Here is a 14622-nt window from a genome sequence, read left to right as displayed (position 1 = left end):
GAAAAATATTTTAGAAGGGGTTGGGTCTCTTCATCAAGAAGGTTTGTGGTCTAGTAAACAATCTGAAATTATACAGCAGCACCTGAGTACATTAGATGGAATAGTATTAGCTCATTTATTTGGAAGTGAAATACTGAAAAGAATGGGAGTGAGCTTAAATCAGTATAGGTTAAGCCATTTTGAGATAAAGTCAGGGATAAAAGCTATAGAAGAATTGGTAAATTTAAAATTAGAATTACAAAATTTCAAAATGACGAACCAAGTGATTGAATTTGATTGCTTGGTAATGGATATGAAAGTTTGTTTAGGCTATCAATTATTAGAATGTATGGAAAATGTAGTTGCTATAGGAGAACAAGGTAGAGATTTTTTATCAACGCATTTAAGAGATAGACAACATGATATATACGATGTTGAGTTTTCAGATAGTAGTATATCTTGTAAAGCAGAGCAAGTATTGATCAAAGATATTGAATATAGTGGTGTAGGTAGTCTAGAACAGAATTATTATAGTTTGTTAGAGCTTCTGATTATTTTTTCTCAAATGGCAGAGATGTTAGCCTATCATATCGAAGAGATGTCTCGAGAGGAGAGCAATACCATGTGGATGAAGCAAGTGAGTGCAGACTTGGATTCACCAATTTTGAACGGAGTAGTAGAGCTTAGTGGTAGTGTTTCAAAAAATAGATTATTAAAAATTAGAGAAGAGCATTGGAAAGTCTACGAAATGTCCGGATATGATATAGATCATAAGGTAGTCTTTAAAAGTAAAATAGCTCAAAAATTACCTGATGGAGGGGGACAGTGATGGGAAATAGAGAATTAAGGTTAGTCATATCAGGAACTTATTCTACAGGTAAGACAACAACTGCTACAGCTCTTTCGATTGCAACGGGCCTTCCCTTAATTGACGCTTTATCTGCGAGGGAAATTTTGACAGATTTATATCCTGGCAGAAGATTTCAGGATATGTCATCAACTGAATTAATGGCACTGGGGCTAAAGCGTTTTGAAGAGAGAATTCGTACGGAAGGAATTTTATACAAGGAACATGGAAGTTTTCTATCAGATGGTTCAGTATTGAATGAATGGATTTACGGGACTGTTCGAATGAGGGTAGGAATTAATCCAGGCTCAGCATTCGTTCATCGATTGATGAAATCTATTTTAGGTATTCCTGGTCGAACATTTTTCAAAAAATATTTGACTGCTTATGGAGTTGTCTCTAAGAATCATGCGAAATTGTGGTATACAGATGTTGTCCATCTACCAGTAGAGTTTGCAATGGATCCAGACGGGCATAGACCAGTATCTGAAGAGTATCGGAATTTATCAGATGAAGAATTATATGAGGCTTATAGGAATTTGGGTCTGACACCTTATTGTGTCAAAGGTAGTCAGAAAGAACGGTTAAATCAGATCATTCAACATTATGAGTTGCCAATAGTTGTTCCAGTAGATGAGGCTATTTCCTTAGCTGAAAAGGTTATACGAGAAAACAGGGAAGCAGTATCTAAACGTATCATAGAACAGTATGAAGAGCCTACATTAAAGGAAAAAATAAAATTTATGACAAGATATTAGGAGTATGTATGATTCAGTTTCAAAATATTAGTAAGATTTATAAGGTGGGGGAGCAAGAAGTTCGTGCTTTAGATCAAGTTAGTTTTTCTATTGAGAAAGGGAAATTTACAGTTATTTTAGGTCCATCAGGTTCAGGGAAAAGTACGTTATTAAATTTACTTGGTGGGATGGATCGTGCGACATCAGGAACCTTTATATTTGATGAGGAACTCGTAACAAAGTTTACGGACAAGGAATTATCTGCTTATCGAAAAGATAAAATTGGTTTTGTTTTTCAATTTTATAACTTAGTTCCAAGTTTAACAGCCAAGGAGAATATAGGTATTGCAGCAAATTTAGTGAAAAACAATAAAGAAATTGATATGTATTTAGATCAAGTTGGTTTACTTCATAGAAAAAATAATTTTCCTAATCAACTTTCTGGAGGTGAAATGCAACGTGTATCAATTGCAAGGGCATTGGCTAAAGAGCCTAGTCTATTATTGTGTGATGAACCTACAGGAGCGTTAGATTCAAAGACAGGTGATAGTATTTTAACTTTATTGAAGGAAGTTTCTAGAAATGGGAATGCTGCAGTTGTAATGGTTACACATAATAGAGAGTTTGCTAAATTTGCAGATCGAGTTATATATTTGAAAGATGGAAGTATTGAAAAAATAGAGAATAATGAAGAGGTGTTGGGATGAGGTATCTTCATATAAAATTATTAAGAGATCTCCGGCAAAATTGGCAACAATTTTTCTCTGTTTTTCTGATGTCTCTATTAAGTGTATTAATCTTTGTAGGTCTACAAGGAGCTTGGCATGGACTTGAAAAGAGTCTACAGAGTTATTTGAAACAATCTGAACTTCCTGTTGTTTGGGTTCAAGCGAGACAAATTGATGAATCAAAAATTAAGCAGGTTGAACTATTATCTTCTGTTGAAAAAGTTATCAGTAAAAAGAAAGGATTTGCTAATATTGTTCGTTTAGACAAGACTGACGGACGAATCAATCTTGAAACGATTACAGATAATCAACTGGTTACAGTAACAGAAGGAAGTCCTTTTTCTGAAGGAAAACAAGATTCGATTTGGATTGATGGGAATTATGCTAAGAAGAATCAATTACAGATTGGAGATTCAATTTCTATTTCATCAAGGGGGAAACAGATAGATTTAGAAATTGTAGGATTTGTTCAGGCAACCGATAAGATTTATTTTACAGGTAGCATGGAATATATAGCTCCAAATCCTGACAATGATGCCTATGGTTATATTGCAGATAATGAAATTGCCAAAGGAATTCTGGGTTTATCGTCAGATAATGCCTTAGAAATTTATGGCTCTAAGATAGATTTGCGAGGAGATTTAGAGTCTATTTTTGGGGGCGATTTAGTTTCTTATCAAGATCAAAAAAGCTTAACTGAAATATCAGAAGCTACCGATCGAGTTGGGCAAATTAGAAATTTATCTTACTTATTTTCTTTTATCTTTATTTTGTTAGCTATTTTGGCTATGTTTACAACTATTCAGCGTTTGATTGATGGCCAAATAAAAGAGATTGCTGTATTAAAGGCTTTAGGTTTTTCAAATCAGGCTATCGGCTTACATTATATTTTATTTGGTTTAGTAGTAAGTTTATTAGGAAGTTTCGCAGGCTTTGCTATTTCTCCCTTGATGTCATGGTTTGTACTAGAAACTCAAAAATCAATGTTTACACTTCCAAATTGGCAAATCTCTTATTCATCTTCATCAATAGTCGTTGGTATTGTAGTCATTATTATTTGTATTTTAGCTGCCTATTTAGCTTCTAGAGAGTCAGCTAGAGGCTTACCAGCAATATTTTTAAGAGGTAAAGAAAAACTTGCTAAATCTGTCTTTGTGGAAAGATTTCCCTCTATCTGGCAACGAATTTCTTATCCTTCAAGATGGGCAATTCGGGATGCCTCGTTTAATCGTATTCGAGTTTTGATGGGAATCGTGGGAGTTGCAGGAAGTATGATGTTACTGATTGCTGGAATTGGTATGCCTGTGTCCATGAATCATCTTGTTGATAAGGCATATAATGAAGATTTTTCTTATTCAAAACGACTGACCGTAGCGGATTATACCACTTCTAAGTCCAGATATGGTGGGCAAGGTGTACAAATTTCACAAGCACATTTTAATCCAGATGATGGTTACAATCGTTTATTGATTATATTTGATGATGGAGATATGATTCAAGCAAAAACAGAGAGTGTTGAATCTTTGAAAGATGATGGTTTGTATGTAACTAGATCATTTGCCCGTTTGGCAGGTATTAAAGTCGGAGATTTTTTAACTGTAACTCCTTATCAAGATGGTCATACTTACAAGTTTGAAGTAAAAGGGATTGTCACAAGTGAAACCAATCAAGGGGCTTATCTTCATGCTAGAGTCTTTGAAAAAGCAGGGGGAGATTTTACTCCACATACTTTATTAGTTGGACCGGAGGTGGACGAAGATACTATTAAGCAAGACAAAGGTGTTCTATCTGTCATTGAAAAAGGGAGCCAAGAAAAAAATGCCTATGATTTTGTAGCTAGTTTAATGAGTGTATTTCTAATGATCATTGGCTTTGCCTTATTGCTTGTTATTATTGTTCTCTATAATCTGGGTTCTTTAAACTTTGTAGAGAGAATGAGAGACTATGCTACATTACAAGTATTAGGATTTTCTAATCAATATCTACAGATGGTGACTCTTTTTGAGACTATACTAACTACCTTTATTGGGTTGCTAGTAGGAATTCCTTTAGGCATATGGTTTTTGAAAGAATATGTAGCAACATTTTCGACGATTCGAATTGAGTATACCGCTTATGTCAGTATGTATGTCCTTGCTTCTGCTACGTTATTGGTCTGGTTTACATCTTTAGGGACTGCTTATTTTATTAGTCTTCGTATGAGAAAGATTGACATGATTAGTGCTCTAAAGGGGGTAGACTAGTATGGTCAGTTCTGAGTGAATCTATAGACATTTATGAATAATTGTTAATCATCAGTTCTAATACTCAATGAAAATCAAAGAGCAAACTAGGAAGCTAGCCGTGGGTTGCTCAAAGCACTGCTTTGAGGTTGTAGATAGAATTGACGAAGTCAGTAACCTATATACGGTAAGGCGACGCTGACGTGGTTTGAAGAGATTTTCGAAGAGTATAAGCTCCAAATTTACCTATTTGTGTCTGGGTTCACTACATTACTGCATTCAAAATCCGTCAGCCCAATAAGAGTTGACGGATTATTTTATACTTGTACTTGGGTTAAAAATTCTTCTGTAGTAAGAATTTGAGCAAACTCATCCTGTAGAGAAAGGAGATTAATCTCATGGATAGTCTCAGGAGAGATGGCCTGACCGTTTTTGTTAGATAGGGTAAAACTGGCAGTAGCATCTGCTAGTAAAGTGACTTCAAAACCAAGATTTGCTGCCATTCGTGTCGTAGTAGATACACAATGAGGCAGGGTCAAACCAACAACGACTAAATGACAAATCTGATTTTTTCGTAAATATGTTTCAAGATTTGTTCCAATAAAGGCGCTATTAACCGTTTTTTGAAAGATAGGTTCTGAAGCAACTGGTTCAAATCCACTTTTAAACTCCTGATTTTGTTTGTTATGAAATTGCGACTGGGGATTGTCAGATATGTGTTGAACGTGTAAGACTGGAAGAGCGTGTTTACGAAAGTATGCCAGTACCCTCAACGCTTGATATTCAGCTTGAGGGTTGTTTCGTTCTCCCCAGATAGGTCTATCAAATGCTTTTTGCATATCGATAACCAGTAGAGCAGTATGAACCATTTTAAGCCTTATCCAATTGCAAGAGTGCCTCAATCTCTGCTAAGGTGCTAGCTTGTGAAATGGCTCCACGGAGCTTGGCTGCGCCAGATGTTCCACGGAGGTAGTGAGGAGCGAGGCCACGGAATTCACGAACTGCGACGTTTTCTCCTTTGAGGTTAATCAAGCGTTTCAAATGTTCGTAGGCGATTTTCATCTTGTCCTCAAAAGTCAAATCAGGGAGGATTTCTCCTGTTTCAAAGTAATGGTTGATTTGGTTGAAGAGGTAGGGATTTCCCATGGCAGCGCGGCCAATCATGACTGCGTCAGCACCGACTTCTTCGATACGTTGTTTGGCTTCCTGAACAGTACGGATGTCACCGTTAGCGATAAATGGAATCTTGGTGAGGGCCTGGGCAACCTTATGAAGGGTCTCGAGGTCTGCGTGGCCTGTGTACATTTGTTCACGGGTACGGCCATGCATGGCAAGGGCAGAAACACCTGCAGCTTCAGCAGCGAGGGCATTTTCCACTGCAAGAGACGGGTCAGCCCAGCCTGTACGCATTTTGACAGTAAGTGGAATATCAAGGACAGATTGAACCTTGTTGATGATAGAGTAAATCTTATCTGGATCCTTGAGCCACATAGCGCCAGCTTCGTTCTTCACGATTTTATTAACTGGGCAGCCCATGTTGATATCCACGATATCGGTTTTGGTGTTTTCTTGGATGTATTCTGCTGCGCGTGCTAGGCTATCTTCATCACTACCAAAGAGTTGGATAGAGACAGGGTTTTCGCCTTCATCGATATGAAGCATGTGCAGGGTTTTTTCGTTGTTGTATTGGATTCCCTTGTCAGAGACCATTTCCATGACAACGAGCCCAGCTCCGAGCTCTTTTGCGATGGTACGAAAGGCTGAGTTGGTCACGCCAGCCATGGGCGCTAAAACGGTACGATTGGGAATCTCAACATTGCCAATCATAAAAGGTGTATTAAGATTTGTCACGAATGAGTTCCTCCAGATCGTTTTCATCAAAGTTATAAGTGGTTTGGCAGAATTGACAAGTGATTTCTGCTCCGTGGTCTTCCTCTTTCATTTCCTGTAAGTCTGAGCTTGGAAGGCTAGCAAGAGCGTTCATAAAGCGTTCATGGCTACAGTCACATTGGAAACGAATTTCTTCTTCAGAAAGACGCTTGTAGGCCTCGTCCCCGTAGATTGCCTTGAGGAGGGCTTCGATATGGTCTTCACTTTCTAGAAGAGTAGAGATAGCTGGCATTGCTTGGATGCGTTTTTCAAAGCGAGCAATCTCTTCTTCCTTGGCTCCTGGCAAGACTTGAACTAGGAAACCGCCTGCAACCTTGACTTTGTCTTCCTCGTCCAAAAGGACATTGAGACCGACTGCAGAAGGCGTTTGTTGGCTTTCAGTCAGGTAAAAGGCTAGATCTTCACCGATTTCTCCAGAGATGAGGGGAGTCATAGAGTTGTAAGGATTCCCAGTACCGTAGTCTGTGATAACGAGGAATTGACCATTTCCAACAAAAGGTCCAACTAGAACTTCACCAGTTGCAGTCTTTTTGATGTCAACACCGGGATTTTGAACGTAGCCTTTGACGTTTCCCTTGGTATCTGCGACGGTGATGATAGCACCTAGAGAGCTAGAGCCCAGTATCTTAACGGTTAGTTTGGTATTTCCTTTTTCATTGGCTGCGAGAATCTGGCTAGCGATAAGAGTTCGACCAAGCGCTACAGTTGAGCTAGCTTGGGTTTGGTGTTTTTCTTGAGCAGTGCGGACTGTTTCTGTGCTGTCAAGGACAAAAGCACGAAAGGCTCCGCTTTCTGATATAGTTTTAATAATTTTATCCATAGCTACTATTTTAGCATAAAAATGCCCAAAGGGGGAGCCGTGTGTTTGCTGATTTTCAGGATAATGGACCAGGAAATCAGCATGAAAATAAAAAGAGAAACAGATTATTTCAGCATTTGTAAGATTTATGCTATGCTTAAGGTAGAAAATGAAAGGGGTAACAAATGTATTTAGGAGATTTGATGGAAAAGGCTGAATCTGGCCAATTTTCAATCCTTTCCTTTCTATTACAAGAGTCTCAGACGACCGTCAAGGCTGTAATGGAGGAAACAAGATTTTCAAAAGCAACTCTAACCAAATATGTCACCCTGCTCAATGATAAGGCTTTAGACAGTGGCTTAGAGATGAAGATCTCTTTAGAAGATGAAAATTTGCGTCTGTCAATCGGTGCAACTACCAAGGGGAGAGATATTCGGAGTCTGTTTTTGGAGAATGCTGTTAAATACCAGATTTTGGTTTATCTTCTCTACCACCAACAGTTTTTAGCCCATCAGATGGCTCAAGAATTGGTGATTAGTGAGGCAACGCTTGGCCGCCATTTGGCTAGTTTAAATCAGATTTTGTCAGAATTTGATTTATCTATCCAAAATGGACGTTGGCGAGGTCCAGAGCATCAGATTCGCTATTTCTATTTCTGTCTTTTCCGCAAGGTCTGGTCCAGTCAGGAATGGGAAGGCCACATGCAGAAACCAGAGAGAAAGCAGGAGATTGCCACTCTAGAAGAAATCTGCGGTGCGAGTTTATCCTCGGGGCAGAAATTGGACTTGGTTCTCTGGTCTCATATCAGTCAGCAACGTCTTCGGGTCAATGCTTGTCAGTTTCAAGTGATAGAAGAAAAAATGCATGGGTATTTTGACAATATTTTCTACCTTCGTTTGCATCGAAAGGCTCCGTCCTTTTTCGCTGGGCAACACCTTCCTCTAGGAACCGAGGATGGGGAGATGATGATTTTCTTCTCTTTCCTCCTATCTCATCGCATTCTTCCTCTTCATACTATGGAGTATATCCTTGGTTTTGGAGGGCAGTTGGCAGATTTGCTGACGCAATTGATTCAAGAAATGAAGAAGGAGGAGTTACTGGGTGATTATACAGAGGACCATGTCACCTATGAACTCAGTCAGCTTTGTGCACAAGTCTATCTCTATAAGGGCTATATTTTACAGGACCGCTACAAGTACCAGTTAGAGAATCGTCATCCCTATTTGCTGATGGAACATGATTTTAGGGGAACGGCAGAGGAGATTTTTCATGCCTTGCCCGCCTTTCAGCAGGGGACGGATTTGGATAAGAAAATTCTCTGGGAATGGCTCCAGTTGATGGAATATATGGCAGAAAATGGTGGTCAGCAGATGCGGATTGGTCTGGATTTGACATCTGGTTTTCTTGTCTTTTCAAGGATGGCAGCCATTTTGAAACGGTATTTGGAATACAATCGTTTTATTACCATTGAAGCCTATGACCGAACTCGGCATTATGATTTACTGGTTACCAATAACCCTATTCATAAGAAGGAACAGACCCCAGTCTATTATTTAAAAAACGACTTGGATATGGAGGATTTGGTAGCGATTCGCCAGTTATTATTCACTTAAAAGGCTTGGTTGTTCCAGGCCTTTTTGTGAAATTCACACAATCTCCTCACATTTTTTAAAAAATTAAAAAAAGTTGATGAACAAGAAAGCGCTTTATTTTGTATACTAGTAAGTGTAAAGAGGAAACACCTCAAGATCTTTATCAGGAGGACAGCACATGTCACAAGAAAAATACATCATGGCCATTGACCAGGGAACTACAAGTTCTCGTGCCATTATTTTTAACAAAAAAGGAGAAAAAGTTAGCTCGAGTCAAAAAGAATTCACACAAATCTTCCCACAAGCAGGTTGGGTTGAGCACAATGCCAATGAAATTTGGAATTCTGTCCAGTCAGTTATTGCTGGAGCTTTCATCGAAAGCGGTGTTAAGCCAAATCAAATCGAGGCAATCGGGATTACCAACCAACGTGAAACAACTGTTGTCTGGGATAAGAAAACAGGGCTCCCTATCTACAACGCTATCGTTTGGCAATCACGCCAGACAGCACCTCTGGCTGAACAACTAAAAAGCCAAGGTTATGTGGAAAAATTCCATGAAAAGACTGGTTTGATCATTGATGCTTACTTCTCTGCTACCAAGGTTCGTTGGATTTTGGATCATGTAGAGGGCGCTCAAGAGCGAGCAGAAAAAGGGGAATTGCTCTTTGGTACCATCGATACTTGGTTAGTTTGGAAATTGACTGACGGTGCGGCTCACGTGACCGACTACTCAAATGCAGCCCGTACCATGCTTTATAACATTAAAGAACTCAAATGGGATGATGAGATTTTGGAAATTCTCAACATTCCTAAGGCTATGCTTCCAGAAGTTCGTTCTAACTCTGAAATCTACGGTAAGACAGCGCCATTCCATTTCTACGGTGGAGAAGTGCCAATCTCAGGTATGGCTGGGGACCAACAGGCAGCCCTCTTTGGACAGTTGGCCTTTGAACCAGGTATGGTCAAGAATACTTATGGAACAGGTTCTTTCATCATCATGAATACTGGGGAAGAGATGCAGTTGTCTGAGAACAACCTTTTGACAACCATTGGTTACGGTATCAATGGCAAGGTTTACTATGCCTTGGAAGGTTCTATCTTCATCGCAGGAAGTGCCATTCAATGGCTTCGTGACGGTCTTCGCATGGTCGAAAATTCACCAGAATCTGAAAAATACGCTCTTGATTCTCACAACAATGATGAAGTTTATGTCGTTCCAGCCTTTACAGGTCTAGGTGCTCCATACTGGAACCAAAACGCTCGCGGTTCTGTCTTTGGCTTGACTCGTGGAACAAGCAAAGAAGACTTTATCAAGGCAACCTTGCAATCGATCGCTTATCAAGTGCGTGACATCATCGATACGATGCAAGTGGATGCTCAGACAGCTATCCAAGTCTTGAAGGTGGACGGTGGTGCAGCTATGAACAATTTCCTCATGCAGTTCCAAGCTGATATTTTGGGAATCGATATCGCACGCGCCAAAAACTTGGAAACAACAGCTCTGGGGGCAGCCTTCCTAGCAGGTTTGTCAGTAGGTTACTGGAAGGACTTGGATGAGTTGAAACTCTTGAACGAGACAGGAGAACTCTTTGAGCCATCTATGAACGAATCGCGCAAGGAACAACTCTACAAGGGCTGGAAGAAGGCTGTAAAAGCAACCCAAGTCTTTGCGGAAGTAGACGACTAATACTGGAAGAATAAAGCGACTCAGTTAGAAAGTGTGTAAATATGGAATTTTCAAAGAAAACACGTGAATTATCAATTAAAAAAATGCAAGAACGTACCCTGGACCTCTTGATTATCGGTGGAGGAATCACAGGGGCTGGTGTAGCCTTGCAGGCGGCAGCTAGTGGTCTAGATACTGGTTTGATTGAAATGCAGGACTTCGCAGAAGGAACATCCAGCCGTTCGACAAAATTGGTTCACGGAGGACTACGTTACCTTAAGCAATTTGATGTAGAAGTGGTATCAGATACAGTTTCTGAACGTGCAGTGGTTCAACAAATCGCTCCACATATTCCAAAACCGGACCCAATGCTCTTGCCAGTTTACGATGAAGATGGAGCGACCTTTAGTCTCTTCCGTCTCAAAGTAGCCATGGACTTGTATGACCTTTTGGCAGGGGTTAATAACACGCCAGCTGCAAACAAGGTCTTGAGCAAGGAAGAAGTCTTGGAACGCCAGCCAAACTTGAAGAAAGAAGGTTTGGTAGGAGGTGGGGTTTACCTTGACTTCCGTAACAACGATGCGCGTCTCGTGATCGAAAACATCAAACGTGCCAACCAAGACGGTGCCCTCATTGCCAACCACGTTAAAGCAGAAGGTTTCCTATTTGACGAAAGTGGCAAGATTACAGGTGTGGTAGCTCGTGATTTGTTGACAGACCAAGTCTTTGAAATCAAGGCTCGTCTGGTTATCAATACGACAGGTCCTTGGAGCGATAAGGTACGTAATTTGTCTAATAAGGGAACCCAATTCTCACAAATGCGTCCAACTAAGGGAGTTCACTTGGTAGTGGACTCAAGCAAGATCAAGGTTTCACAGCCAGTTTACTTTGATACAGGTTTGGGTGATGGCCGTATGGTCTTTGTTCTCCCACGTGAAAACAAGACCTACTTCGGTACAACTGATACAGACTACACAGGTGATTTGGAACATCCAAAAGTAACTCAAGAAGATGTAGATTACCTACTTGGCATTGTCAACAACCGCTTCCCAGAAGCCAACATCACCATTGATGATATCGAAAGTAGCTGGGCAGGTCTTCGTCCATTGATTGCAGGCAATAGCGCTTCTGACTACAATGGCGGAAATAACGGAACTATCAGTGATGAAAGCTTTAACACCTTGATTGCAACTGTTGAGTCTTACCTCTCTAAAGAAAAAACTCGTGAAGATGTTGAGTCTGCTGTCAGCAAACTTGAAAGTAGCACATCTGAGAAGCATTTGGATCCATCTGCAGTTTCTCGTGGTTCGAGCTTGGACCGAGATGATAATGGTCTCTTGACCCTTGCTGGTGGTAAAATCACAGACTACCGTAAGATGGCTGAAGGAGCTATGGAGCGCGTGGTTGACATCCTCAAAGCAGAATTTGACCGTAGCTTTAAACTCATCAATTCTAAGACTTACCCTGTTTCAGGTGGGGAATTGAACCCAGCAAATGTGGACTCAGAAATCGAAGCCTTTGCGCAACTTGGAGTGTCACGTGGTTTGGATAGCAAGGAAGCTCATTACCTAGCAAATCTTTACGGTTCAAATGCACCGAAGGTCTTTGCTCTTGCTCATAGTTTGGAACAAGCGCCAGGACTCAGTTTGGCAGACACTTTGTCACTTCACTATGCAATGCGCAATGAGTTGGCTCTTAGCCCAGTTGACTTCCTTCTTCGTCGTACCAACCATATGCTCTTTATGCGTGATAGTTTGGACAGCATCGTTGAGCCAGTTTTGGATGAAATGGGACGATTCTATGACTGGACAGAAGATGAGAAAGCAACTTACCGTGCTGATGTCGAATCAGCTCTTGCTAACAACGATTTAGCAGAATTAAAAAATTAAGAAAAAATAAAAGAGGTGGAGGGCAGGACTCCTTGTTGCCCGTCCCTTCTTTTTAATGGAGACAGAAAGATGATGAATGAATTATTTGGAGAATTTTTGGGAACTTTAATCCTGATTCTTCTAGGAAATGGTGTTGTTGCAGGTGTGGTTCTTCCAAAAACCAAGAGCAACAGCTCAGGTTGGATTGTGATTACTATGGGTTGGGGGATTGCAGTTGCGGTTGCGGTCTTTGTATCTGGCAAGCTCAGTCCAGCTCATTTAAATCCAGCTGTGACCATCGGTGTGGCCTTAAAAGGTGGTCTGCCTTGGGCTTCCGTTTTCCCTTATATCCTAGCCCAGTTCGCAGGGGCTATGCTGGGTCAGATTTTGGTTTGGTTGCAATTCAAACCGCATTATGAGGCAGAAGAAAATGCAGGAAATATTTTGGCTACTTTCAGCACAGGACCGGCCATCAAAGATACTGTATCAAACTTGATTAGTGAAATCCTAGGAACTTTTGTATTGGTATTAACAATCTTTGCTTTGGGTCTTTATGACCTTCAAGCAGGAATCGGAACCTTCGCAGTGGGGACTTTGATTGTCGGTATCGGTCTATCACTAGGTGGGACAACAGGCTATGCCTTGAACCCAGCTCGTGACCTTGGACCTCGTATCATGCATAGCATCTTGCCAATTTCAAACAAGGGAGACGGAGATTGGTCTTACGCTTGGATTCCTGTTGTGGGACCTGTTATCGGTGCAGCCTTGGCTGTGCTTGTATTTTCACTTTTCTAGTTTATACTCAATGAAAATCAAAGAGCAAACTAGGAAATTAGCCGCAGGCTGTACTTGAGTACGGCAAGGCGACGTTGACGCGGTTTGAATTTGATTTTCGAAGAGTATTAGAAAACAATTATTTTGATAGAGCTTGAGATGAAAATCTCAGGCTTTTTTCATGTGAAAAACTTCGCTTTTATTTTCTGTTATTTTATGCTAGAATATTAAAAATCAAATTTTAATTTCAAAGGTGGCAACTAAGATAGGAGAGCTATATGTCTAATTCATTTATCAAGTTGTTAGTCTCTCAATTGTTTGCAAATTTAGCAGATATTTTCTTTAGAGTAACCATCATTGCTAACATATACATTATTTCAAAATCAGTAATTGCCACATCACTAGTTCCCATTTTAATAGGGATATCCTCTTTTGTTGCGAGTCTTTTAGTTCCTTTAGTTACTAAAAGGTTAGCACTAAATAGGGTTTTATCTTTATCCCAATTTGGAAAGACTATATTATTAACGATACTGGTAGGAATGTTTACCGTAATGCAATCAGTAGCACCTTTGGTAACCTATCTATTTGTTGTGGCAATTTCAATATTAGATGGTTTTGCAGCACCTGTTTCCTATGCTATTGTGCCACGCTATGCGACCGATTTGGGTAAGGCTAATTCAGCCTTATCAATGAGTGGTGAAGCTGTTCAATTGGTGGGTTGGGGATTAGGTGGACTCTTGTTTGCAATAATTGGTCTGTTACCTACCACGTTTATCATTTTAATATTGTATATCATTTCTAGCTTTTTGATGTTATTTCTTCCTAACGCTGAAGTGGAGGTGTTAGAGTCAGAAACTAATCTTGAAATTTTGCTCAAAGGTTGGAAGTTAGTTGCTAGAGATTCTAGATTAAGACTTTTTGTATCAGCAAATTTATTGGAAATTTTTTCAAATACGATTTGGGTTTCTTCCATTATACTTGTTTTTGTAACTGAGTTATTAAATAAAACGGAAAGTTACTGGGGATATTCTAATACAGCATACTCTATTGGTATTATAATTAGTGGCTTAATTGCTTTTAGGCTATCTGAAAAGTTCCTCGCTGCTAAATGGGAAAGTATTCTTTTTCCTCTTGTAGCTATGGCAATAGTGACACTGACTATTCTATATTTTCCAAACGCACAGATGTTTTTATTATTTTCAGCTTTAGTTGGTATGTTATCGCAGCTAAAAGAAGTTCCTGAAAGTGTGTTTCTTCAGGAAACAGTAGAGGAAAATAACTTGGTTAATGTCTATTCCGTTCTTGAAGTGATTTCGACATTAGCATTTTCAGTATTTGTTTTGCTAATGAGCTATATTACTGAGAGTTTTGGTATTAGCATCAGTTTTTGGCTATCAGCCATTTGTCTGATGATAGAAGCTATTTTAATTTATATCAGACGAGACTATTTTAAATGAGAGACCGGGTAAGAAGTCTTTAAAAATCAGAAAATCGCATAGTATCAGGTGTTGAAAAAACGG

12 protein-coding genes are annotated in these 14622 nt (G+C 39.8%); 9 read left to right on the top strand and 3 right to left on the bottom strand.

Going from position 1 to position 14622, the window contains the following annotated elements; all coding sequences use genetic code 11:
• From SMSK597_RS0103330 to SMSK597_RS12130, 4 genes are all read left to right on the top strand, one after another.
• A partial coding sequence (locus SMSK597_RS0103330) for an AvrD family protein (RefSeq protein ID WP_000607352.1) occupies window positions 1-808 on the top strand: 808 nt, incomplete at its 5' end.
• Entirely contained in the window at window positions 808-1584 is a 777-nt protein-coding gene (locus SMSK597_RS0103325; protein WP_000528184.1) for an AAA family ATPase, read from the top strand. The genes SMSK597_RS0103330 and SMSK597_RS0103325, both read left to right, overlap by 1 nt.
• 8 nt (window positions 1585-1592) lie before the next feature.
• Window positions 1593-2270 (top strand): ABC transporter ATP-binding protein, encoded by a 678-nt coding sequence (locus SMSK597_RS12135; protein WP_000614114.1) that lies wholly within the window; start codon window positions 1593-1595, stop codon window positions 2268-2270.
• Entirely contained in the window at window positions 2267-4534 is a 2268-nt protein-coding gene (locus tag SMSK597_RS12130; protein WP_001269729.1) for an ABC transporter permease, read from the top strand. The genes SMSK597_RS12135 and SMSK597_RS12130 overlap by 4 nt, the downstream gene beginning before the upstream one ends.
• A gap of 296 nt (window positions 4535-4830) precedes the next feature.
• On the opposite strand, the gene SMSK597_RS12125 is transcribed toward SMSK597_RS12130, so the two are convergent.
• The 3 genes from SMSK597_RS12125 to hslO are packed head-to-tail and all read right to left on the bottom strand — an operon-like array spanning window position 4831 to window position 7223.
• Window positions 4831-5382, bottom strand: coding sequence for a cysteine hydrolase family protein (locus SMSK597_RS12125; RefSeq protein ID WP_000233716.1), 552 nt, complete (start codon window positions 5380-5382; stop codon window positions 4831-4833).
• Window position 5383: 1 nt separating this feature from the next.
• A complete protein-coding gene (gene dusB, locus SMSK597_RS12120; protein WP_000183323.1) occupies window positions 5384-6364 on the bottom strand; it encodes a tRNA dihydrouridine synthase DusB in 981 nt (326 codons plus the stop codon).
• Window positions 6351-7223: an Hsp33 family molecular chaperone HslO gene (hslO, locus tag SMSK597_RS12115; protein ID WP_004238633.1), complete on the bottom strand. Its 873-nt coding sequence runs from the start codon at window positions 7221-7223 to the stop codon at window positions 6351-6353. The genes dusB and hslO overlap by 14 nt, the downstream gene beginning before the upstream one ends.
• 164 nt (window positions 7224-7387) lie before the next feature.
• Here hslO and SMSK597_RS12110 point away from each other — a divergent pair, with 164 nt between their 5' ends.
• From SMSK597_RS12110 to SMSK597_RS0103320, 5 genes are all read left to right on the top strand, one after another.
• The gene (locus tag SMSK597_RS12110; protein WP_033631302.1) at window positions 7388-8815 is read left to right on the top strand and encodes an AcpB/EbpR/MafR family transcriptional regulator; all 1428 of its coding nucleotides are present in this window, start codon (window positions 7388-7390) and stop codon (window positions 8813-8815) included.
• 157 nt (window positions 8816-8972) lie between these two features.
• Entirely contained in the window at window positions 8973-10481 is a 1509-nt protein-coding gene (gene glpK, locus SMSK597_RS12105) for a glycerol kinase GlpK (RefSeq protein ID WP_000076783.1), read from the top strand.
• Window positions 10482-10522: 41 nt separating this feature from the next.
• Window positions 10523-12349 (top strand): type 1 glycerol-3-phosphate oxidase, encoded by a 1827-nt coding sequence (glpO, locus tag SMSK597_RS12100; protein WP_000395886.1) that lies wholly within the window; start codon window positions 10523-10525, stop codon window positions 12347-12349.
• Between the two features lie 69 nt (window positions 12350-12418).
• Window positions 12419-13123 (top strand): MIP/aquaporin family protein, encoded by a 705-nt coding sequence (locus SMSK597_RS12095; RefSeq protein WP_000980824.1) that lies wholly within the window; start codon window positions 12419-12421, stop codon window positions 13121-13123.
• A gap of 257 nt (window positions 13124-13380) precedes the next feature.
• Window positions 13381-14559, top strand: a complete 1179-nt coding sequence (locus SMSK597_RS0103320) for a ryptide export MFS transporter (protein WP_000071447.1) — start codon at window positions 13381-13383, stop codon at window positions 14557-14559.
• Window positions 14560-14622 lie beyond the last annotated feature (63 nt).

It is taken from the genome of Streptococcus mitis SK597 (assembly GCF_000148545.1).
GTDB lineage: Bacteria > Bacillota > Bacilli > Lactobacillales > Streptococcaceae > Streptococcus > Streptococcus mitis_C.
The sequence above is the reverse complement of the archived record's forward strand: the minus strand, read 5'-3'. Positions and strand labels throughout refer to the sequence as shown.